We start from the raw sequence: 22,122 nt of genomic DNA, 5'->3' as shown, positions 1-22,122 counted from the left end.
TGCACCTTGGCTAGGCGTCCATGCGGGCCACGGCCGCGCCTTGCCGCCGGTCCAGGAACAGGCTGTTGCCGTGGATTTTCTTCGCCTGTTTCTTCGCTTCCGCCGCCTGGGTGGCGATCTGATGGTGCGTGTAATACTGGTGCGCCTCGACCTTGATCGCGCCCAGCGACAGGCTGATCAAGGAATAAAACACTTTTTTGCCTTGCCGGTCTTCGCTGATGTAGCCGCCCCGTTCGCAGTCGCTGGTGCTGTAGTAGGCGGGGATGGCGGCCGCGAAGTCGTCCAGCATGGCCTGGCAGCGCGTTTCCCAGTCTTCGCTCTGGAACAGAATCATGAAATCGTCGCCGCCGATGTGGCCGATGAAGTCGCGGTTCGGGTCGCAATGGCTGCTGAGAATTTCTCCCGTCAGCTGGATCACGTCGTCGCCCTTGCGGTAGCCGTACACATCGTTGAAGGGCTTGAAGTGGTCGAGGTCGCAATAGCAGACCCAGAAGCGGCTGCCGCTGTGCAATAAGCGGTCGATATGTTCGTTGATGGGCACGTTGCCGGGCAGTTGCGTCAGCGGGTTGGCGTACCGGGCCGCATTGATCTGCATCTGCGTGATTTCGCGCATCAGGTCGTGCCCCGTGCCCATGCCCAGGTAGCGGCCGTGTTCGGTAATGATGAAGCCGTTGAACAGGTGGTGAGCATCAGACTGCACCATGGTGTAGCTGAGTTCCTGCAAGCTCGTCTCGTGGTCGGCGATCAGGGGCGTGGCATCCATGAACAGGCTGCATGATTTCTTGCCGTACAGTTCGCGCTGGTAGGGGCGGGCGAAGTGGTCGATCATTTCGAAGCGGCTGATCAGGCCCAGCGGCACGCCGTCGTCGACGACGGGGATGATCATCAACTTTGGTTCTTTCAGGAAAATGTCGTAGACCTCGTTATTATTGAACTGCGGCGAGACGGCCGCCACCTTGTTCAGCAGCTTGCGGATACTGGCGCCGTTCTTTTCCAGGCTGCTGCGTTGCGGATACACGGCCACGCCATTGCGCCCCAGCGCCTGCACCACTTCGGCGGGCAGCGCGCGCGCCGGCACCGCGTTGGGCCGGCCCAGGTGGTAGCCTTGCCCGAACGCCACACCCAGGTCGCGCAAGACCAGCAATTCCGTCTGCGCCTCGATGCCTTCGGCGATCACCAGGGTGCCCGATTTTTCCGCGATTTCCTGGATCGAGCGCACGAACTGCAGTTTCACGGGGTCGTTGTTGATGCCCTGAATGAAATGCATGTCGATCTTCACGTATTCGGGCCGCAGTTCCGACCACAGGCGCAGGCTGGAAAAGCCTTCGCCCAGGTCGTCGATGGCGATCTGGAAACCCATGTTGCGGTAGTGCAGCACCGCTTCGCGCATCAGCTCGTAGTCATACGTGGGCTGGTTTTCCGTCAGTTCGATGATGACACGGTCCGGGTTGATGCCGATGTGCTCGATGTATTCCAGGGTTTCGCCATGGCGGGCATTGCGCAGCAGCAGGCATTCGGGACTGACATTGAGAAACAGTTTTCCTGGCAACTGCAGTTCGGCGAAGCGTTCAAGCACGACTTGGCGGCACAGGTGTTCCACTTCCAGGGTCAGGTCGTGCGCGCGCGCCACCTTGAACAGATTCATCGGCGCGTGCAGCGGGCTGTCGGACGGACCCCGTATCAAGCCTTCGTAGCCGATGATGTCGCCGCTGTGCATGTGGATGATGGGCTGGAACAGCGCGCTGAGCTTGCGGCCCGCCAGGATCTCGTGCAAGGCATCCGTCCCTTCGATGCTCATGCTGGCCGATGGGGGTTTCAGGTAAGCCACGTTCGATGGCGTCGCGGGGGCCGGCGCGGCGGTGGCGGAGGGGAGGGCGAGAGTGTACATAGGCGGACGTGGCGGCACGGCCTCTGGACGGGCCATGAACATGTTGCCGATAGTAAAGAAGATTTATGACAGCTTGATGAAACGACTTTGCTTTTGATAATGTTTCTTGTATGAACGTCAGTTTGCCGATTCCACCGAAAGCGAGATTTATCATGGTAATCCATGTGAATTTGCCAAACAAAAGACGGCAAATCCATCGGATAACTGTGCTTTAAAAGTAGCAATCCGCGCTATGATTTCTCTTGGCGAAAGTCAACATGGGCAGCCGCGGTGTGTGTGCGGCTTGCTTTCCTCGACATCCAACAATGAGACAACAACCCATGCAATTACGTAGTGCAACCCTCATATTCAGCTTGCTCGCCGCTTTCGGTGGCAATGCCCTGGCGCAAAACGCCGCGATGCCATCGTGCCCGGCCGGCGACGGCGCTCCCGTGACGTATCCGGTCAGCAAAAAAGTCGATCAGCAAGACAGCTATTTCGGCACCACCATCGCTGATCCGTACCGCTGGCTGGAAGATGCCAACAGCGCGGAAACGGGCGAGTGGGTCACGGCGCAAAACAAGCTGACGCAGTCGTACCTGGGCACCATCCCCGAGCGCGCCGCGATCAAGCAGCGCCTGACCAAGCTGTGGAATTATGAGCGTTTCTCTACGCCAACGAAGCAGGGCGGCCGCTACTTCTACAGCCGCAACGATGGCTTGCAGAACCAGGCCGTGCTGTACACGGTGAAAAAGCTGACGGACGAACCGCGCCTGCTGCTGGACCCGAACACCCTGTCCACCGATGGCACGGTGGCGCTGGCCGGCACCTCGATCAGCCCGAACGGCAAGTACCTGGCCTACGCCACGTCCGCGTCCGGTTCCGACTGGAACGAGTGGAAAGTGCGCGACATCGAATCGGGCAAGGATTTGACGGACCACATCAAGTGGGCCAAGTTCTCGGGCGCTTCGTGGACCAAGGACAACACCGGTTTCTTCTACAGCCGCTATGACGCGCCGAACGAAGCGACCAAGCTGGCCGATATCAATTATTTCCAGAAACTGTATTTCCACAAGATCGGCACGCCGCAAAGCGACGACGTGCTCGTCTTCGACCGTCCCGACCAGAAGGAATGGGCGTTTGGCGGCAGCACCGTCAGCGATGACGGCAATTATTTGATCATCACGGCCACGCAGGGCACGGAACGCAAGAACCGCGTTTTTTATAAGGAATTGCGCCAGAAGAACGCCAAGGTCGTGGGCTTGCTGGAAGAGTTCGACGCATCGTACTCGTTCATCGACAATGACGGCCCCGTCTTCTTCTTCAAGACGGACAACAAGGCGCCGAAATCGCGCGTGATCGCCATCGATACGCGCAAACCTGCTCCTGCCGACTGGAAAGAGATCGTGCCGCAAAGCGCGGAAACCCTGGTCGCCGTCAACCTGATCAACAACCAGCTGGTGCTCGATTACTTGAAAGATGCGCAAACGCAAATCAAGATCGTCGATCTGAACGGCAAGCTGGTGCGTGAAGTGGCCTTGCCGGGCATCGGTTCGGCCGGTGGTTTTGCGGGCAAGCGTGGCGACACGGAAACGTTCTACTCGTTTACCAGCTTCACGACGCCGGCGACCATCTATCGCTACGACATGAAGTCGGGCAAGAGCACGGTGTACCGCCAGCCGAAAGTCGATTTCGACCCGAATGCCTTTGAAACGCGCCAGCAATTCTTCACCAGCCGCGACGGTACCAAGGTGCCGATGTTCATCGTCTCGAAAAAAGGCATGAAGCTCGATGGCACGAATCCGACCTACCTGTACGGCTATGGCGGCTTCAATATTTCGCTGACGCCGAGCTTCTCCGTGGCGAATCTTGCCTGGGTAGAAATGGGCGGTGTCTACGTGATGGCCAACCTGCGCGGCGGCGGAGAGTACGGCGAAGCGTGGCACCAGGCTGGCACCAAGCTGAACAAGCAAAACGTGTTCGACGACTTTATTGGCGCGGCGCAGTGGCTGGTGGACAACAAGGTCACCTCGCCATCGAAGCTGGCGATCGGCGGCGGCAGCAATGGCGGCCTGCTGGTGGGCGCGGCCATGACGCAGCGTCCCGACCTGTTCGCCGCGGCGATTCCGCAGGTGGGCGTGCTCGACATGTTGCGTTTCCACAAGTTCACCGTGGGCTGGGGCTGGGTACCTGACTACGGCTCGTCGGACGACGCCGAACAGTTCAAGGCGCTCGTGAAATACTCGCCGCTGCACAACCTGAAGGCGGGCGGCTGCTATCCGGCCACCATGATCACCACGGCCGACCACGACGACCGCGTCGTGCCTGCCCACAGCTTCAAGTTTGCCGCCGCTGCCCAGGCAGCGCAAGGCGGTCCGGCACCCGTGCTGATCCGCATCGACAGCAAGGCGGGCCATGGCGCCGGCAAGCCGACGACCAAGCAGATCGAAGAAGTGGCCGACCGCTGGGGCTTCCTCAGCCGTTCGCTGAAGATGACGCCGGCAGTGGCGGAGCCGGCCAAGGTGGCGGCGCAGTAAAACCGGGTAGGTCGGATTAGCGCGGCATCGCCGTGCGTAATCCGACACCACCTGTCATGTCAGCACGATGTCGGATTACGCGGCGTGCCGCCGCTAATCCGACCTACGCTGGCCTGCTTCCGTAATCCTCGCCAGCACCCCCTCCCCAAACACCGCCTGAAACGGCAAATCCTTGCGCTGCGCATAGCCGATGTAGCAATCGCACTTGAAACGCGGACAGCTGCGTTCCTGCAGCATGTCGGCCAGGTGATCCTCATATAAATTCCCCAGCCGCTCGGGCACGAAGTGGCAGCGCGCCAGTTCGCCGTCGCCATCGACGGACAGCGACGCTTCGCCCGCCAGGCACGGTTTATTGCGCGAGGGAGACGGGCGGCGGTTTTGCGCGAACCACGGGTCGACGGCGTCCAGTTCGGCCAGGTCTTGTTCGCTGTAGTAGCCGGGGCCACGGCGGTCGTAGGCGTTCAGCCACAGGTAGACGTGGGCGGGCAGCGCCGCGCGCAGGGCGCGGATGGCGTCCAGGTGCTCGTTCATGGCGACGACGCCGACGGAGTAGCGCACGCCCATGGCATCGAGCTTCGCGCAGCGGGCGAGAAAGCGGGACAAGGTCGTCTGGTCCGGGTGGAAGGTGCACCACAGGCCGACCTTTTCCAGCCCGTCCATGTTCTCCAGCCAGTCCAGGGGGCCGGACAGATTCGTCTGCAGCGCCACTTGCCGTACGTGCGGCAGGCTGGCCAGGGTTTGCATCGCGCTCCGGTAGTGGCGCCGCACCAGCGCCTCGCCCCAAGGCGTGAACAGCACGCCGATGGGGCGCGTCTGCTGCCCCACCCAGCCGGTAAAACGCGCCACTTCGCGCGCGTCGCGGGCCAGCGCGGCGCGGCTGTCGCGCTTCTTGGCGAACGGGCAGTAGCCGCAGGCGTAATTGCAGCTGGCCAGCGTGCCCCGGTACAGCAGGGACAAAGCGCCAGGCTGCGTTGTCAGCACGTCTGGCCGCCTTCGGCCATCAGCGCGCGCACCGTCTCGGATGCCAGCCAGGGGCCGATGGTGTCGGCGTAGCTGTAGCCCCGGTCATTCAGGCGCAGCAGCGGGCCATTTTCTTCCACTAATTCCAGCGCGTGCAGCTCGGCCAGCTGCGGCAAGTCTGCTTCGCAGCGGGAGCCGAAGCGCGCCGCGTAGGCGTCGCGGTCGAGGCCCGGTTCCGTCAGCAGCGACTGGATCACATAGCGCCGGCGCTGTTCTTCGTCATCGAGCTGGTAACCGTGTTCGGCCTGCGCGAAGCGCGCCTCGTCGAGCGCCAGGTAGTTGTCGATGATGTTGATGGTGTCAAGCCGCGCCACCGCGTATTCGCTCGAATAATGCAGGCGCGACGTGTAGGAGCGGGCGCCCGCGCCCAGGCCCACCATGCCGTCGTTCTGGCAGCAGTACGAGGGACCATTCTGTTCCGGCGCATGGGGGGCACGGAACATGCGCATCGAGACCTGCTCATAGCCCTGCGCGCGCAAATGGTCGCGTGCGGCCGCGTACAGGGCCAGACGGCTGTCGCCATCGCGCGCCAGCATGATGGGGTTGAGCGACTGCGCGCCCTGGCGGCGCGCTACCTTGCCGAGACCCGTCTGTTCGCGCACATACAGCGGATACAGATAGAGCTCTTCGGGCCGGAAGGCCAGCGCGCTGTCGATGGAGGCCAGCAGGCTGGCGACGGTTTGCCCCGCGATGCCGTAGATCAGATCCAGGTTCAGGGTGGGAAAACCGGCCGCGCGTATCAGACCGATGGCGTGATGGACGGTGGCGTTTTGCTGCGGACGGGCCAGCGCGCGCATTTCGCCGGCGGCAAAGCTCTGGATGCCCAGGCTGACCCGATCGATGCCATGCGCGCGGCACACGGCCAGCCGTTCCGCCGTGATGGTTTCGGGCGACGCTTCGATGCCGGCCGGCGTGTGCTGCAGGTCGATGCCGAGGATGTCGCGCGCGCCGCACAGCAGGGTGTCCAGCTGCGCGGGCGACAGGTAGGTGGGCGTGCCGCCGCCCAGCGCGAAGCGGGCGAAGCGCCGTTCGCCCAGCGCGCCGTTGAGTGCGCGCATCTGCACCAGCACTTGCTGCACGTAGCGCTCGACCATGTCGGCGCTGGGGCGGGCCATGGCGAACAGGTTGCAAAAGCCGCAGCGCATCTCGCAGAACGGGATGTGGATGTAGGCGAAGAGGGCGGAACGGTCCTGCTGCGCCCACAGTGGCGCCAGCGGCGCCGACTGCGGCAAGGCGCGGTAGGCGGCCTTGTGCGGATACGAATAGGAATATGCCTGGTAGGGCGTGTGGCGCATGCGCTGCGCCAGGGTGCCCGGCTGTTCGGATGGGTTCACGGTGGGGACTCCTGGGGTGGCGGCGTTGAGGCGGCCGTATCTGGTTGAATAAAAAAGTGCGCATACGGCACGTTCCACACGCTGTCGTGGGCGACCCTGTGGCCCCGGTAGCCGTCTTCGCCATACGCGCTGCCGTGATCCGAGCAGACGATGGCGAACGTGGGCGCGCGCGCGGCGCAGGCGGCGAACAGGGGCGCCAGCGCCCCGTCCACATAGCGCAGGGCGGCGGCATGGCTGTCGAGGTTGTCGGCGCGGCAGCCGGGCAGGTAGGCGCGGTTGGGTGTATGCAGCGCGCTGACATTGATGAACAAAAAAGTGCGTTGATCGTTTTGCGCCAGCAGCTGGGTCGCCAGCGCCACCTGCTTTTGCGTCGAATGGCGGCTGGCCACGCCCATGCCCGCGCTCCAGTGGCTTTCCTGGAACAGCGCCGGCAGCACGCAGCCCAAGGCGGTCTGCTTGTTGAAGAAGCCCACGCCGCCGATGCAGATGGTGCGGTAGCCGCGCGCGGCCAGCGCGGCGGGCAGGTCCGCCTGCTCGAAGGCGTATGTGTGCGGCGACGTCGTTTCGCTGCCCGCAAAAGCACTGGCGAACAGGCGCGGGTGGCGGCCCGGCGCGGCCGGCGTGGGCAGAAAGCCCGCGAAGAAGGCCTGGTGCGCCGCATAGGTAAACGTGGCGGGCGAGTGGCGCCGTTCCCAGCCGCCCGGTGCTAAAAAACGCCCCAGCACGGGCAATTCGCCCGCCTCGTACAGGGCTTGCGCCACGTCGTAACGCAGGGTGTCGAGCGTGAGGAAGACGATGTCGTGGCTGCCGACGACGGCGTGCATGTCGGGGATGATCGGTGTTTCTTTAAGCATGGGCCAGTTGTGCCGTGTAAGTATCGATGCCTTGCCAGAGCAGGCCGGGCAGCAGGTCGCCGAAGGCGTTCGCTTCCAGCACATGGGCCTGGCCGTGGCGCACCACGAGGTCGTAGCCCGTCACGTGGCTGGCGGGGAAGGCGCGCGCGGCCAGGGCGGCGGTGTCTTCCAGCGCGGCCAGATCGGCTGCGTTCAAGAGGCCGGACGCGTCGCCGCGCCGGTTGTCAAGGTGCAGATTCGTCATCATCTGCTGTCCGATGCGCGCCACGCGGTGCGCTGGCTGGCCCGCCACGGTCACGACTCGCAGGTCGTAATGGCTGTCGCCGCAGCGGGGCTTGTTCAGCCACCCTTCCGCGTACAGCTCCTGCGCGGCCAGCGCGTCGACGAGGGCGGCGATGTCGGCGGTCGTCTCGTAGCGCGCCATGCGCTTGACGTTGAACAAGCGCGTCTGGCCGGCCCCATGCTGCAAGGCGGCCGAGGTGGTGGCTTGCTGGCGCCCGGCCCGGTTGCGCCGGTAGGCGACGACGCCCGATGCGGACGAGCCGTAGCGCGGTTTCAAATAGACGCGGTCCAGGTCATGCTGGTGCAGCAGCGCCTGCAGATGCTCGTAGCCGTGCACGGGTCCCAGCAAGTCAGGTATCGGCACGCCGTGCGCGGCCAGGTGGCGCTGGCACGCCAGCTTGTCCGTCATGCGGCTGATGTCGGACGGCGCATTGAAGACGCGCGTGTGCGGCAGCTCAAGCAATTGCGCCGCCAGGGCAGTCATGGCGGAAGTAAAACCGGCAAACCACGCATCCATGGCCAGCAGTTCGCCGTGTTCGGGCGCGGCGACCGGCGGACGCTCCAGCAGCCTGCAGCCTGCCTGCAGCAACAGCCGGTGGGCGGCGGGATCGTCGCCGGGCGGTTCGATTTTCATAAGGCCGGGCTGGCGCAAGGCTTCCTCGAGCAGCGCCGGCTGCGCCAGCCAGTCGCGCCATTCCAGCACTTGCGCGGGCGGCAGGCGCAGTTGCGCGCGCGCCGCCTGCATCAGGCGCACGCGCTTGCTGCCCTGTGTCGCCAGCAGGGTGAGGTGCATGTGCAAAGGGCGAGGCTCCGCTTATTCGCCCACGGCCACGTAGCGGTAGCTTTCGCCGTCGTCTTCATCGGCTTCCTGCGGGTCGTCCAGCACCACCTCGAAAGGCAGCGCCTTGAGTTTCGCCTGGTTTTCCTCGGAAATGTAATGGTGCGACAGGTCCAGGCGCTTCAGGTTCCCCAGCTGCGTGTGATTGAGCACGGCCACGGCGCCCAGGTCGCCGATGGTGCCCAGCGACAGGTCCAGGGTGTCGAGCTGTGCCACCAGCGGTTCCTCGGCCAGCCAGACGGCCAGGTCGTCGGCGATTTCCGCGTCGCGCAGGCCCAGGTATTTCAGGGTCGGCACGGTCAGTTGCGTCAGCACCTTGCGGTACAGGTCCACGTCGCCGGAAAAGCCATAGTCGTCCGTGCCCAGCCACAGTTCCAGGTGTTCCAGCTGCGGCATGCTCGATTGCGCCAGCGCTTCGGCGATCTTTTGATCGAGGCCGCCTGCTTCGATGGTGAAGCGGCGCAGGTGCTGGTGCGCGAACGGCTCGATGACGAGTTCATTGCCGCCGCGGATGCGCAGCTCTTCCAGCAGCGGGAAGGCGTCCAGCAGCGGCTTGTAGCTGCCTTGCACGATCCACGAGATTTCGCATTCCTCGTACGTCATGTCGCCGATGAACAGGGCGCGCAGCTTCGGCAGCTGCGGCGCGTGGGCGATCAGCGCGGCCATCACTTCGTCGGCGCCCGATTCGTACGGGTCGCCCCACATGCCGATGATCAGCGCTTCGAGCGCGCCCTTGTCGGCCTTGGCGAGGAAGCCGGCGATCAGCTCGTCCATCTTGCGCTTGTCGTCGTATTCGAGCGACAAACGGTAGACGATGCCGGGCGAGGCGTCGAACGGCAGGTCCGGGTCGTACTGGACGACTTTCTTGTCGTGGAAGGTGGTGGTGCTGTCGGAAATGGTCATCGCTGTGGCTCCGTGTGGGCGGTGGAGGCCTGGATGCCGGGCGCAGTGTGGCGGAGGGACGAGCCGGGATGTGCCGCGACGCTCTGCGAAGACATCCAGGCCTGGAAATCTTGTCTATACTAAAATCTTAGCATAGCCATATGGACATATTGCGCACTGCTGGCGTGCCTTATCGATGGATCACCACCAGCAAAGCCTTGCCCTCCGTCTTGCCCAGGTTGCGTATCGTATGCGGCTGGTCCGCTGGATAGCGTGCCGTGCCGCCATTCTTGACCTTTTTCTTCGCCGCGCCCACTTCCAGTTCCAGGTTGCCGTGGATGACCGTCAAATGCTCGGTGGTTCCCGGGTCGTGCGGCTGCGACGCCAGTTCGCCACCGGGCGCCAGGGTCACTTCATACCATTCGTATTTGCCGGCCAGTTCCATCGGGCCCAGGATGCGCAGCACGTAGCCCGCGTGGTCGCCGGGCAGGGTGGGGGTTTCGTGGGCATCCGTGATGCGGATGGTTTCCACGGCTTTTTCCGCGCTCGACAGCAATTCGCCGATCTGCACGCCCAGGGCGTTGGCCAGGCGCCACGTGATGGCGATGGTTGGATTGGCCTTTTCGCGCTCGATCTGCGACAGCATGGACTTCGACACGCCCGCGATGCGCGACAAATCCTCGAGTGTCAGGCCGCGCGCCAGGCGCAGCCGTTGCAGGGTGGCACCCACTTCAGGGGGAGAATTGGTCGAAACGCTGGTTTTCATCGGCAGGTGGCTTGCAAAGTTCAAAAGGCTTGGGTAATATCCACTATATTGAATTTTAGTTCGAAATAGTGGATTTTGAAGGAAATCACGGAAACGTGTAGACTTCAAACAGCGCTTCACGGTACAGCATTGTGCGCGCACCGGTCAAGCGGCGGCTTTTCCCCTATGGCGGCTGAAACCACACGCACACCACACGCATACATCAGGGACACAAGGAATATCATGAGCGAGCAAGCGAAGAACACCTTTTTCAGCGGTCTGCAACAGAATCTCGATCAACTGCGCCAGCAGGGCTTGTACAAGCCCGAGCGCGTGATCGCCTCGCGCCAGGGCGCTGAAGTGGTGTGCGACGATGGCCGTACCCTGATCAATATGTGTGCAAACAACTACCTGGGCCTGTCCGGCGACCTGCAGACGCAGGAAGCATCTATTGCCGCCACGCAAAAATACGGCTACGGCCTGTCGTCCGTGCGTTTTATCTGCGGCACGCAAACCGTGCATAAAGAACTGGAACAGGCGATTTCCGCCTTCCTGGGCACCGAAGACACGATTCTGTACGCGGCCGCCTTCGACGCCAACGGCGGCGTGTTCGAACCGCTGTTCGATGAAAACGACGCCATCATCTCGGACGCGCTGAACCACGCTTCCATCATCGACGGCATCCGCCTGTGCAAGGCCGGCCGCTACCGCTATGCGCACAACGACATGGCCGACCTGGAAGTGCAGCTGCAAGCGGCGATTGCCGCCGGCAAGCGCCATAAAGTCATCGTCACGGACGGCGTGTTCTCGATGGACGGCACGATTGCGCAACTCGACAAGATCTGCGACCTGGCCGACCAGTACGGCGCGCTGGTGATGATCGACGAATGCCACGCTTCCGGCTTCATGGGCGCGACGGGCCGCGGCACGCACGAACACCACAATGTGATGGGGCGCATCGACATCATCACGGGCACCCTGGGCAAGGCCCTGGGCGGCGCCATGGGCGGCTTTACCTCGGCGCGCAAGGAAGTCATCGACACCCTGCGCCAGAAATCGCGCCCCTACCTGTTCTCGAACACGCTGGCGCCATCGATCGCCGGCGCTTCGCTGTCGGTGCTGGAGCGCCTGGCCAAGTCGACGGAACTGCGCGACCGCCTGCATGACAACACGGCGTTCTTCCGCAGCGAGATCGAACGCATCGGTTTTACCATCAAGCCGGGCACCCATCCGGTGGTTCCCGTGATGCTGTTCGACGCGCCCGTGGCACAGAAATTCGCCGCCCGCCTGTATGAACTGGGCGTGCTGGTGACGGGCTTCTTCTACCCGGTCGTGCCGATGGGCCAGGCACGTGTCCGTGTGCAGCTGTCCGCCGCGCATACCCGCGAGCAGCTGGTGCAGGTGCTGGCCGCCTTCGAGCAGGCCGGCAAGGAACTGGGTCTGCTGACCACCACGACCACGACCAATTAACAAGAATTCAGGAAAATAGCATGGAACGCATCTTAGTCGTTGGCGCAAACGGCCAAATCGGTAGTGAACTGGTGGGCGCGCTGGCGCAGCAGCACGGCGCGGACAACGTCATCGCCAGCGACATCGGCACGAACAATCTGTACCAGGCCAGGCGCTACGCGCAGCTGAACGTGCTGGACAAGGACGGCCTGGCGAAGATCATCGCCGACGAGAACATCACCCAGGTGTACCAGCTGGCGGCCATGCTGTCGGCCACGGGCGAAGCGGCGCCGCTGAAGGCGTGGAGCCTGAACATGGATGGCTTGCTCAATATCCTGGAACTGGCGCGCGAGCGGGGCGAGGCGGGCAAGCCGCTGCGCATCTTCTGGCCATCGTCGATCGCCGCCTTCGGCCCGAACACGCCGCAAGTGAACACGCCGCAAATGACGGTGATGGACCCGACGTCGATGTACGGCATCAGCAAGCTGGCCGGCGAGCGCCTGTGCGAATACTACTTCAACAAGTATGGCGTGGACGTGCGCAGCATCCGCTACCCTGGCATCATCAGCTACAAATCGCCTCCGGGCGGCGGCACCACCGATTACGCGATCGCCATCTTCCATGCGGCCTTGCGCGGCGAGCGCTATGACTGCTTCCTCGATGCGAACACCACCTTGCCGATGATCTACATGCCCGACGCGATCCGCGCCACCATCGAACTGATGGACGCGCCGGCGGCATCGATCAAGATCCGCTCGTCCTACAATGTGGCCGGCGTGTCGTTCAACCCCGAGCAGCTGGCGAAGGCCATCGTGCGCATGGTGCCCGACTTCAAGATCAGCTACAAGCCGGACAGCCGCCAGGCCATCGCCGACAGCTGGCCGCAAAGCCTGGACGACAGCAAGGCCAGCGCCGACTGGGGCTGGAAGGCGCAGATCGGCGTCGAGCAGATGGTCACCGACATGCTGGCCAATGTCGATGCGGGGCAGGCGGCCAAGGCGGCCTGAATTCAGCACCGGCATTCATAAAAACATACTAATATAAAGAGACACTACATGGATATGAGCGTATTTGACCTATTTAAAATCGGCATCGGGCCGTCGAGTTCCCACACGGTGGGGCCGATGGTGGCGGCGCGGCGTTTTCTGGTCGAATACGGTCCGCTGGACCAGGTAGTGGGCGTCGAGGCGGCACTGTATGGCTCGCTGGCGCTGACGGGCGTGGGCCATGCCACGGACAAGGCCGTCATTCTTGGCCTGATGGGCGAAACGCCGCAGGACGTGGCACCCGACGAAGTCGACAGCAAGCTGGCCGCCATCGAGGCGGCCGGCGAGATCGCGCTGCTGGGCACGCACGTGGTGCCGTTTACGGCGGCCACGGGCTTGATCTGGCACAAGAGCGAATCCTTGCCCGAGCACCCGAACGGCATGCGCTTTACGTTGAAACTGACTGACGGCAGCCGCGTCGACAAGGTGTATTACTCGATCGGCGGCGGTTTTATCCGCGAGGCGGGCGAGGCGCAGGCGGAAGCGGCCGTGGAATCGGCCGCGTCCGCCCGCGTCGTCTTCCCCTTCGACACCATGGAGCAGTTGCTGGCGCATGGCGTGGAAAGCGGCCTGTCGATCCCTGAAATGCTGCGCGCGAACGAGTGCGTCAAGCGCAGCGACGAGGAATTGAACGCGGGCCTGGACCGCATCTGGCACGTCATGCGCGACTGCATCGCGCACGGCCTGGAAACGACGGGCAACCTGCCGGGCGGCTTGAACGTCAAGCGCCGCGCCGCCAAACTGTGGCGATTGGCGCAGGAAGCGAAAGCGTCGGACAACCGCGCCAACGACTTGCCGCACGACGCCGTGCACCTGGTCAGCCTGTACGCGATGGCTGTCAATGAGGAAAACGCGGCGGGCGGCCGAGTGGTCACGGCGCCGACCAATGGCGCCGCCGGCATCATCCCGGCCGTGCTGCGCTACTACGCGCAGGATTGCCGCCCCAGCGATCCGGTCGGCGGCGTGCGCCGCTTCATGCTGACGGCCGCGGCCATCGGCATGTTGTGCAAACGCAATGCTTCGATCTCGGGCGCCGAAGTGGGCTGCCAGGGCGAAGTGGGCGTGGCCTGCGCCATGGCGGCAGCCGGCCTGGTGGCGGCCTTGGGCGGCACGAACGAGCAGATCGAAAACGCGGCCGAAATCGGCATCGAACACCACTTGGGCATGACGTGCGACCCCATCGGCGGCCTGGTGCAGATCCCGTGCATCGAGCGCAATGGCATGGGCGCCGTGAAAGCGATTACGGCCGCCTCGCTGGCGTTGAAGGGCGACGGCACGCACTTCGTCAGCCTCGACGAAGTCATCGAAACCATGCGCCAGACGGGCGCGGACATGCAGGACAAGTACAAGGAAACGTCCTTGGGCGGCCTGGCCATCCACGTGATTACAGTCAACCACGCCGCTTGCTGATGCGCTGGTGGTGGCGTCGGATTACGCGCGCAGCGCTAATCCGACCTACGCCATGACGCAAGCAACGCAGGTTGGCGCATGTCGGCGCCGGTCGGCGCATGTCGGCGTAGGTCGGCTTAGCCCGCAGGGCGTAAGCCGACATCACCAAATAAGTAAGTAAGCCGACATCACCAATGCAGCAAGCCCACATCACCAAAGCAGCAAACCACCACCTCACTCCTCCTCAAACAACTGCTCCAGCCTCCGCGGGTAGTTATTCAAAAAATCTCGCGTCACGGCATAGTGTTCCGTGTCTTCATACGCCACCTCATGGATGCCGCCGCCCGTAAACATCAGGATTTTCGCGTTCGGGTAGGCGAGCAGTATCGGCGAGTGGGTGGCGATGATCAGCTGCGAGTCATCCTGCACCAGCTGGTGGATCACCGATAAAGCCGCCATCTGGCGGCTGGGCGACAGGGCCGCCTCCGGTTCGTCCAGCAAATACAAGCCTTTTCCGCGCAGCTTGTTGATCAGGGTCGCCATGAACGCTTCGCCGTGCGACTGCGCGTGCAGCGACTTGCCGCCGTAGCTGCCCAGGTATTCCGGCATGGCGTCCATGTAGGTGGCGACGTTGAAAAAGCTTTCGGCGCGCAGGAAATAGCTGTCCTCGGGTTTTTTATAGCTCTTGCTCAGGCGCAAGTGTGCATGCAAGCCCGATTCCTCGTCCGACGGCAGGGCGATGCGCACGTTGCGCGTGCCGCCATCCTTGCCGAAGCCCAGCCTCACGGCCAGCGCTTCGAGCATGGTCGACTTGCCGCTGCCGTTCTCGCCCACGAAAAACGTCACGTCGGGGTGGAAATCCATGTGCACGAAGTCGCGGATGGCGGGGATGGTGAACGGATAGTGATCGAGGTCGACGACAGCGTCGGAGCGCAGCGCGGCGCTTTGCAGATATGGTTTTTTACTCAGCGACATGGCCGGTTTTCGACTCCATTATTGGCACTTTGCAGGGCAGAAAGCTCAGTGTGGCCTAAATCGTCGGCGCGCGCCAGTGCGTACGCGGGTCATGCTCGCCTGGCTTGATCTCATACAATTATGGCTTGTTTGATAATAAGCAGGCTCTCCAATTGTCACATCTTGATCAGGCTGGCGCCACGCGATTCGCCTTGGACGGCCGCTGGCACTATAATATCCGCTGCCATTCATGATCAACCGCACTCAGCTCAACTGGACTCTTCAAATCTATGCATTACGTGTCTACCCGCGCTGACAAAGCGCCATCGAATCCGCAGCAATTCTCCGACATCCTCCTGGGCGGCCTGGCCCCCGATGGCGGACTGTATCTCCCTGAACACTACCCGCAAGTCACTGGTGCCGAGCTCAATGCCTGGCGCACATTGTCGTATGCCGACCTGGCCTGCGAAATCCTGAAGAAGTTCGCCACCGATATCCCGGCCGCGGACCTGAAGGCACTGACGGCGAAAACCTATACCAAGGCAGTCTACAAGAACGCCCGCGCCGGCGAAAACGCGGCCGACATCACGCCGCTGCGCGTGCTCGAAGAAAACGTCGTCAAGGGCGGATCGACCACGCTGATGTTGCAGGCGCTGTCGAACGGCCCGACCCTGGCCTTCAAGGACATGGCCATGCAGCTGCTGGGCAACCTGTTCGAATACACCTTGGCCAAGCATGACGCCGAACTCAATATCTTCGGCGCCACCTCGGGCGACACGGGCAGCGCGGCCGAATACGCGATGCGCGGCAAGAAGGGCATCCGCGTCTTCATGCTGTCGCCGCACAAGAAAATGAGCGCCTTCCAGACGGCGCAGATGTTCAGCCTGCAAGACCCGAACATCTACAATATCGCCGTCGAAGGCGTGTTCGACGACTGCCAGGATATGGTGAAAGCCGTGTCGAACGACCTGCCGTTCAAGGCCCAACAGAAGATCGGCACCGTCAATTCCATCAACTGGGCGCGCGTCGTGGCGCAAGTCGTGTATTACTTCCGCGGCTACCTGGCGGCCACCACCAGCAACGAGCAGAAAGTGTCGTTCACGGTGCCATCTGGTAATTTTGGCAATATCTGCGCCGGCCATATCGCCCGCATGATGGGGCTGCCGATCTCGAAACTGGTGGCGGCCACGAATGAAAACGACGTGCTCGACGAATTCTTCCGCACGGGCGTCTACCGCGTGCGCAAGTCGGCCGAAACGTACCACACGAGCAGCCCGTCGATGGATATCTCGAAAGCGTCGAACTTCGAGCGCTTCGTCTACGACCTCGTGGGCCGCGACAGCGAGCGCGTACGCGCCCTGTTCACGAAAGTGGAAACGCATGGCGGCTTTGACCTCTCCGGCAAACCTGGCAGCGATGGCGATGAATTCAAGCTGGTGGCCAAATACGGCTTCAAGTCGGGCAAGTCCACGCACCAGGATCGCCTCGATACCATCCGCGACGTGGCCGACGACTACGGCATCACCATCGACACGCACACGGCCGACGGCATCAAGGTGGCGCGCGAGCACCTGGAGCCGAACGTGCCGATGATCGTGCTGGAAACGGCGCTGGCGGCCAAGTTCAACGAAACCATCCTCGAAGCGCTGGGCGTGGACGCGGAACGCCCGGCCGGCTTCGAAAACATCGAGGACTTGCCGCAAAAGTTCGTTGTGATGGGCACGGACGTGGAAAAAATGAAGGCGTACATCGCCGCCAATACGGGCTTGTGATGAGCGATCCGACTGCACAACGCAAACCCATGCTGTCGGTGGCCGAAGCGCAAGCCTTCATGCTGGGCGCGGCGCGCCCGGTGACCGAGGTGGAGCTGGTCGACACCATGCGCGCCAACGGCCGCGTGCTGGCCACGGCGCAAACGTCGACCCTGAACGTGCCCGAGCGCGACAACACGCAGATGGATGGCTATGCCGTGCGCGCCAGCGATTGCGCCAGCGGTGCGGCCAGCCTGCCCGTGTCGCAGCGCATCGCGGCCGGTCACGTGGGCCAGCCCTTGCAGCCGGGGACGGCGGCGCGCATTTTTACGGGCGCCCTGATCCCCGAAGGCGCCGACTGCGTCGTGATGCAGGAGCAGTGCACGGCGGCGGACGGCGTGGTGACGGTCAACCACGTGCCGCACGCGGGCGAATGGGTGCGCCGCCAGGGCGAGGATATCCGCGCCGGCGGCGAAATCCTCGGCGCGGGCCGGCGCCTGCGCAGCCAGGAAATGGGCCTGGCCGCCTCCGTGGGCCTGGCGCAGTTGCCGGTGCTGCGCAAGCTGCGCGTGGCCGTGTTCTTCACGGGCGACGAGCTGGCCATGCCGGGCGAACCTTTGGCGCCGGGCGCCGTCTACAACTCGAACCGTTTTACCTTGCGCGGCCTGCTGGAAAACCTGGGCTGCGAGATCACGGACCTGGGCATCGTGCCCGACAGCCTGGAAGCGACGCGCGCCGTGCTGCGCCAGGCGGCGCAGGGCAATGATTTGATCATCACCTCGGGCGGCGTGTCCGTGGGCGAGGAAGACCATATCAAGCCGGCCGTGGAAGCGGAAGGGCGGCTGAACATGTGGCAGATCGCCGTCAAGCCGGGCAAGCCGCTGGCGTTTGGCGAAGTGCGGGAGGCGTTCTTTATCGGCTTGCCCGGCAATCCCGTCTCCAGTTTCGTCACGTTTTTGCTGTTCGTGCGCCCGTTCATCCTGCGCCTGCAGGGCGTGGCGGGCAGCCTGGCGCCGCGCAGCTACAAGCTGCCGGCCGCGTTCGAGCGCCTGAAGGCGGACAAGCGCAACGAGTTCCTGCGCGCCAAAGTGAATGATGAGGGCGAGCTGGAATTGTTCGCCAACCAGAGTTCGGGCGTGCTGACGTCCACCGTGTGGGGCGACGGTTTGATCGATTGCCCGCCGGGGCTGTCGATTGCGCGCGGCGACATGCTGCGTTTTATTCCGTTTAACGAATTGCTGTACTAAGGAAGTATCGATGAAGATCAATCTGCGATTTTTTGCCAGCGTGCGCGAACTGGTGGGCACGGGCCACGAAGTGCTGGAAGTGGCCGGGCCGCTGACGGTGGGCGAGGTGAGAACCCGGCTGATTGCCCGTGGCGGCAACTGGGAGTACGCGCTGGCACAGGGCCGCGCGCTGCGCACGGCGCACAAGCAGGTGATGTGCGATGCCGACACCGTGATCGGCGAAGGCGACGAGGTGGCGTTCTTCCCGCCCGTAACGGGCGGCTGATCCCGTTTCTCAAACAAGACGGCCACTTCATCGAAGTGGCCGTTTTTTCATGACGATCTGGTTTTCGGTTTGTCCCCGCTGCACGTGGCGCAGGCGACGGCCTTCCTGTAGCGCCAGTATTTCGAGCCGATGAAGATGGCCGACGCCACCAGCGACCAGGCCAGCGCGCTGAGGATGTCGGTCTGGCTGGTCGTGCCCTTGCTGTACTCGACCACCGTCAGGATGATGAATAAGATCGAGCTGGCCAGCAAATAACGGGAAATCCAGAATCCTGCGCCCATGTGTTTCTCCTCTTGTCGTCGCGTTGTCGCGTGAAGTCAAGCCGCCGGTCGCTGCGGCCTCTGCGCGCAGTATGCATCATTTTTTGGCATTCTTGCCATCTCCGGGCCTTATCTCGACTAAAATGCCGGGGTTTTCACCGTCTTTCAGCCTGCCATGACCGATTCCAGCCTTCCTCCCTTTCACATCGCCGTCATCGGCGGCGGCCCCGCCGGCCTGATGGCCGCCCAGGCGGCCAGCGAGCAGGGGGCGAGGGTGGAGTTGTTCGACGCCATGCCGTCCGTCGGCCGCAAATTCCTGCTGGCGGGGCGGGGCGGCATGAACATCACGCACGCGGAAGGCTACCAGGCCTTCGTCTCGCGCTACGGCAGGCAGGCGCACCGCGTGAAACCGGCGCTGGACCAGTTCGGGCCGCAAAAGGTGCGCGACTGGGTGCACGGCCTGGGCGTGGAGACCTTCGTCGGCTCCTCGAACCGCGTCTTCCCCACGGACATGAAGGCGGCGCCCCTGCTGCGCGCCTGGCTGCACCGCTTGCGCGAAGCGGGCGTGCAATTTCACATGCGCCACCGCTGGACGGGCTGGCGCGACGGCCAGCTGGCCTTTGCCACGCCGGACGGCGAACGCCTGTGCGCCTTCGACGCCGTGATCCTCGCGCTGGGCGGCGGCAGCTGGGCGCGGCTTGGTTCGGACGGCGCCTGGGTGCCGCTGCTGCAAGGGCAGGGCGTGGCCGTGGAAGCGCTGGCGCCGGCCAATTGCGGCTTCGACGTGGACTGGAGCGAGCATTTCAGCAGCCGTCATGCGGGCGAACCGCTGGCGACCGTGGCCATCACGGCGCATGACATCGACGGCTTGCTCATCAAGCGCCAGGGGCAGTTCGTCATCACGGCGGGCGGCGTCGAAGGCAGCCTGATTTATGCGCTGTCGGCCGCGCTGCGCGAGCAGATCGCACGCGACGGCCACGCCACCATCTGGCTCGACCTGGCGCCCGACCACACGCATGAACGCGTGTTCGAGGAAGTGACGCGCCCGCGCGGCGCCCGCTCCATGTCCAGCCATTTGCAAAGCCGGCTGGGCATCAAAGGGGTGAAATCGGGCCTGCTGCGCGAATGCCTGAGCGCGGCCGACTTTGCCGACGAGGCCAGGCTGGCGGCCGCCATCAAGCTGCTGCCTGTCACGCTCAAGCGTGCGCGCCCCATCGATGAAGCGATCAGCAGCGCCGGCGGCGTGGATTTCGAGGGCATCGACGGCAGCATGCTGCGCGCCATGCCAGGCGTCTTCGTGGCGGGGGAAATGCTGGACTGGGAAGCGCCGACGGGCGGCTACCTGCTGACGGCCTGCCTGGCGCAAGGCAAGGCGGCCGGCGAGCAGGCCGTGGCCTGGCTGGAAAAGAATTGCTGAAAGAGAAATGCTTCAACGCCACGACGCAGCTCACAATCGTAGCGAGCGGCCCCGAGTTGTGGCTGAGAAGCGCAGCTGTACTCTGGTACGGGGCCGCCGAGGCAGCGAGCATCGCCAGCCGCAAATCGCGCCGCGCAGTAGATTGTGAACTGCGTCATCATTAATGCCAGATGATGTCGCCTGACCCGCTTTTCTGGGTCTCGCGCTGGCGCGGGTTGCCGTGCACGTGGATGTCGCCGCTGCCGCGCAGGGTCAGGTTGGCGGCGTCGCGCACGAAGACGGTGCTCTGGCCCGAGCCTTGCAGACTGACGCTGGCCTTGTCGGCCGCCAGGTGTTCGGCATCGATGTCGCCTGAGCCGCTCAGGTCGGCACGCAGGAATTTCGTGTTGCCGCTGGCGGCGATGCGCCCGGAACCGACCATTTCCAGCACGACGCTGTCGCTGTTGCCGGCATTGATATCGAGATCGCCACTGCCGTTGACGGTCGCTTGCACCTGCTTGTAGCGGCCCGTGAAGCTGACGTCGCCTGAACCCATAAGTTCCAGGATGAAACTGTCGCCGGAAAATCCCGTGATCCTGCTGTCGCCATTGCCGTGCACTTCCAGTCGCACGAGGCTTGGCAGCACCAGTTCCACCTGCAGCGGCTGGCGATGGTGGAACAGCATGCCTTTCGGGCCGATATGCAGGGTCGTGCCGTCGGCCGTCGTGTCGACGTTTGACAGCAGGCGTTGTTCGCCGCTCACTTTCAGCGATGGCGTGGCGCCGCGGCGCAGCACCAGGTCGATGGGACCGGCCAGATCGATGCTGTTGATATTGGCGGAAATCGGGCGCGTGTCGCTGCGCACGGCGCGGCCGGCAGCGCTGCTGGGATTGCTGATCCCCTTGGCGCGCAGCGCCGCATACGACATGGCGATCAGGACCATGGCCAGCAAGAGCATGGACAGGCCGACTTTGAGCAAGCGTTTCATGGCAGCCTTTCTAGTGACCTTTGAGCAGGGAGACATTCATGGCGATATAGCGCTTGATACCGATCAAGGTATAGCGCGTGACCACCAGACTGAGCAGGAATATGGCGATGCCGCCGAGCAGCATGCCGACGCCGAAGACGGTTTGTGTGGTGCGCGCATCGCGGTCCATGTCGGTGGAGATGCGGATGCCGCCGCCGGCCAGCGCTTCGGCCCGCTCCATCATGCGCGACGAAGCGCCGGGTGCCTCCGCTTCAGCCGGTTCACGCTGCAAGGGGCCGGGCACATGGTCGATTTCGATGCCCTTGTCGCCGATGGTGATGCGCGTTTCGCGCCGTTCGTCGCCTTCGCCGCCCTCGTCGCCATGAATGAAGACGTGGCGCAGCGGCCCCTCGAGCACCAGTTCGTTGGCGCCGGACAAGCCGCTGGCCGTGATGGCGATGCCGGCCAGGTAAAAGCTCAGGCCGGCCGCATACAGGGCGGCCAGCAGCGCCGCGTACACGGCGGCGGGCACGACCATGAACAGGTTGAAGATGGCCAGGCCCACCAGCGAGACGAGCAGGCGCAGCAGGTTGACGGGGGTTTTCTTTTGCTCGAACGCCTGGCGGTGGGTGCTGCTGCGCAAGGTGAGGGCGATCTTTTTCGGGTCGCCCAGGTCGTCGGCGATTTCGTGCTCGCTGCGGCCGGCCGCCGCGCCTTCGATGAAGGTCTGTTCGTAATAATCGAGGGTCTTGGCCACCAGGTCCGGCGGCAAGCCTGCCAGCGCGCGCCGCAGTGCCTCGAGATAGTCTTGCTTGTTCATCATATTCTTCCTGTTACTCCGCTTCGCCGCCTCAGCCCACCGCCGGCAGCAGCATGCTTGCCTGGCTCAGCAGCAATGGCGTTTGTGGCACTTGCTGTCCGTGAATGACGATGACGGTGGCGAGCAGCACACAAGCGAGCAGCGCCATGGCTTTCAAGCTGTTTTTCAAGTGCAAGGTGGGGTGCATGGTATTTTCCTTGGCATGGCCGTTGTCGATGA

20 protein-coding genes are annotated in these 22,122 nt (G+C 63.5%); 8 read left to right on the top strand and 12 right to left on the bottom strand.

What is annotated here, in order from left to right:
• Window positions 1-10 precede the first annotated feature (10 nt).
• The gene (locus tag AC1RBA_RS04975; protein WP_492417174.1) at window positions 11-1,798 is read right to left on the bottom strand and encodes a GGDEF domain-containing protein; all 1,788 of its coding nucleotides are present in this window, start codon (window positions 1,796-1,798) and stop codon (window positions 11-13) included.
• 410 nt (window positions 1,799-2,208) lie between these two features.
• On the opposite strand from AC1RBA_RS04975, the gene AC1RBA_RS04970 reads away from it, so the two are divergent.
• Window positions 2,209-4,404 (top strand): prolyl oligopeptidase family serine peptidase, encoded by a 2,196-nt coding sequence (locus AC1RBA_RS04970; RefSeq protein WP_492416947.1) that lies wholly within the window; start codon window positions 2,209-2,211, stop codon window positions 4,402-4,404.
• Between the two features lie 93 nt (window positions 4,405-4,497).
• On the opposite strand, the gene AC1RBA_RS04965 is transcribed toward AC1RBA_RS04970, so the two are convergent.
• From AC1RBA_RS04965 to AC1RBA_RS04940, 6 genes are all read right to left on the bottom strand, one after another.
• Window positions 4,498-5,385, bottom strand: a complete 888-nt coding sequence (locus AC1RBA_RS04965; protein ID WP_492416946.1) for an STM4011 family radical SAM protein — start codon at window positions 5,383-5,385, stop codon at window positions 4,498-4,500.
• Entirely contained in the window at window positions 5,379-6,758 is a 1,380-nt protein-coding gene (locus AC1RBA_RS04960; RefSeq protein ID WP_492416944.1) for an STM4012 family radical SAM protein, read from the bottom strand. The genes AC1RBA_RS04965 and AC1RBA_RS04960 overlap by 7 nt, the downstream gene beginning before the upstream one ends.
• Entirely contained in the window at window positions 6,755-7,612 is an 858-nt protein-coding gene (locus AC1RBA_RS04955) for an STM4013/SEN3800 family hydrolase (protein WP_492416943.1), read from the bottom strand. The genes AC1RBA_RS04960 and AC1RBA_RS04955 overlap by 4 nt, the downstream gene beginning before the upstream one ends.
• Entirely contained in the window at window positions 7,605-8,687 is a 1,083-nt protein-coding gene (locus AC1RBA_RS04950; RefSeq protein ID WP_492416941.1) for an STM4014 family protein, read from the bottom strand. The genes AC1RBA_RS04955 and AC1RBA_RS04950 overlap by 8 nt, the downstream gene beginning before the upstream one ends.
• A gap of 21 nt (window positions 8,688-8,708) precedes the next feature.
• Window positions 8,709-9,635, bottom strand: coding sequence for an STM4015 family protein (locus AC1RBA_RS04945; protein WP_492416939.1), 927 nt, complete (start codon window positions 9,633-9,635; stop codon window positions 8,709-8,711).
• A 169-nt stretch (window positions 9,636-9,804) separates the two neighbouring features.
• On the bottom strand, window positions 9,805-10,380 hold the full coding sequence (locus tag AC1RBA_RS04940; RefSeq protein ID WP_070218654.1) for a helix-turn-helix domain-containing protein: 576 nt from the start codon (window positions 10,378-10,380) through the stop codon (window positions 9,805-9,807).
• Window positions 10,381-10,602: 222 nt separating this feature from the next.
• On the opposite strand from AC1RBA_RS04940, the gene kbl reads away from it, so the two are divergent.
• From kbl to AC1RBA_RS04925, 3 genes are read left to right on the top strand one after another with little or no spacing between them, the layout of a single operon-like run.
• The gene (gene kbl / locus AC1RBA_RS04935) at window positions 10,603-11,829 is read left to right on the top strand and encodes a glycine C-acetyltransferase (RefSeq protein WP_492416938.1); all 1,227 of its coding nucleotides are present in this window, start codon (window positions 10,603-10,605) and stop codon (window positions 11,827-11,829) included.
• Between the two features lie 20 nt (window positions 11,830-11,849).
• Complete coding sequence (locus tag AC1RBA_RS04930) at window positions 11,850-12,815, top strand: NAD-dependent epimerase/dehydratase family protein (protein ID WP_492416937.1); 966 nt, start codon at window positions 11,850-11,852, stop codon at window positions 12,813-12,815.
• A gap of 48 nt (window positions 12,816-12,863) precedes the next feature.
• Complete coding sequence (locus tag AC1RBA_RS04925) at window positions 12,864-14,264, top strand: L-serine ammonia-lyase (RefSeq protein WP_492416936.1); 1,401 nt, start codon at window positions 12,864-12,866, stop codon at window positions 14,262-14,264.
• Between the two features lie 213 nt (window positions 14,265-14,477).
• On the opposite strand, the gene AC1RBA_RS04920 is transcribed toward AC1RBA_RS04925, so the two are convergent.
• A complete protein-coding gene (locus tag AC1RBA_RS04920; protein WP_492416934.1) occupies window positions 14,478-15,218 on the bottom strand; it encodes an AAA family ATPase in 741 nt (246 codons plus the stop codon).
• Between the two features lie 269 nt (window positions 15,219-15,487).
• On the opposite strand from AC1RBA_RS04920, the gene thrC reads away from it, so the two are divergent.
• From thrC to AC1RBA_RS04905, 3 genes are read left to right on the top strand one after another with little or no spacing between them, the layout of a single operon-like run.
• The gene (gene thrC / locus AC1RBA_RS04915) at window positions 15,488-16,969 is read left to right on the top strand and encodes a threonine synthase (protein ID WP_492416932.1); all 1,482 of its coding nucleotides are present in this window, start codon (window positions 15,488-15,490) and stop codon (window positions 16,967-16,969) included.
• Complete coding sequence (locus AC1RBA_RS04910; protein WP_492416930.1) at window positions 16,969-18,195, top strand: molybdopterin molybdotransferase MoeA; 1,227 nt, start codon at window positions 16,969-16,971, stop codon at window positions 18,193-18,195. The genes thrC and AC1RBA_RS04910 overlap by 1 nt, the downstream gene beginning before the upstream one ends.
• A 10-nt stretch (window positions 18,196-18,205) precedes the next feature.
• Window positions 18,206-18,460, top strand: a complete 255-nt coding sequence (locus tag AC1RBA_RS04905) for a MoaD/ThiS family protein (RefSeq protein ID WP_492416928.1) — start codon at window positions 18,206-18,208, stop codon at window positions 18,458-18,460.
• A 47-nt stretch (window positions 18,461-18,507) separates the two neighbouring features.
• On the opposite strand, the gene AC1RBA_RS04900 is transcribed toward AC1RBA_RS04905, so the two are convergent.
• The gene (locus tag AC1RBA_RS04900; protein WP_070218662.1) at window positions 18,508-18,741 is read right to left on the bottom strand and encodes a hypothetical protein; all 234 of its coding nucleotides are present in this window, start codon (window positions 18,739-18,741) and stop codon (window positions 18,508-18,510) included.
• Window positions 18,742-18,895: 154 nt separating this feature from the next.
• On the opposite strand from AC1RBA_RS04900, the gene AC1RBA_RS04895 reads away from it, so the two are divergent.
• Complete coding sequence (locus AC1RBA_RS04895; protein ID WP_492416926.1) at window positions 18,896-20,137, top strand: TIGR03862 family flavoprotein; 1,242 nt, start codon at window positions 18,896-18,898, stop codon at window positions 20,135-20,137.
• 160 nt (window positions 20,138-20,297) lie between these two features.
• Here the strand turns inward: AC1RBA_RS04895 and AC1RBA_RS04890 are convergent, their stop codons facing one another.
• Genes AC1RBA_RS04890 through AC1RBA_RS04880 form a run of 3 tightly spaced genes read right to left on the bottom strand, consistent with a single transcriptional unit; the run spans window position 20,298 to window position 22,090 of the window.
• Window positions 20,298-21,104 (bottom strand): head GIN domain-containing protein, encoded by an 807-nt coding sequence (locus tag AC1RBA_RS04890; protein ID WP_070288222.1) that lies wholly within the window; start codon window positions 21,102-21,104, stop codon window positions 20,298-20,300.
• A gap of 10 nt (window positions 21,105-21,114) precedes the next feature.
• Entirely contained in the window at window positions 21,115-21,906 is a 792-nt protein-coding gene (locus AC1RBA_RS04885; protein ID WP_492416924.1) for a DUF1700 domain-containing protein, read from the bottom strand.
• A gap of 28 nt (window positions 21,907-21,934) precedes the next feature.
• Complete coding sequence (locus tag AC1RBA_RS04880; RefSeq protein ID WP_175445145.1) at window positions 21,935-22,090, bottom strand: hypothetical protein; 156 nt, start codon at window positions 22,088-22,090, stop codon at window positions 21,935-21,937.
• Window positions 22,091-22,122: the final 32 nt, after the last annotated feature.

The sequence above is a fragment of the Janthinobacterium sp. GW823-FHT03B06 genome, assembly GCF_058796955.1.
Note: the sequence above shows the minus strand (reverse complement) of the source record. Positions and strands in the feature narration are given on the sequence as shown.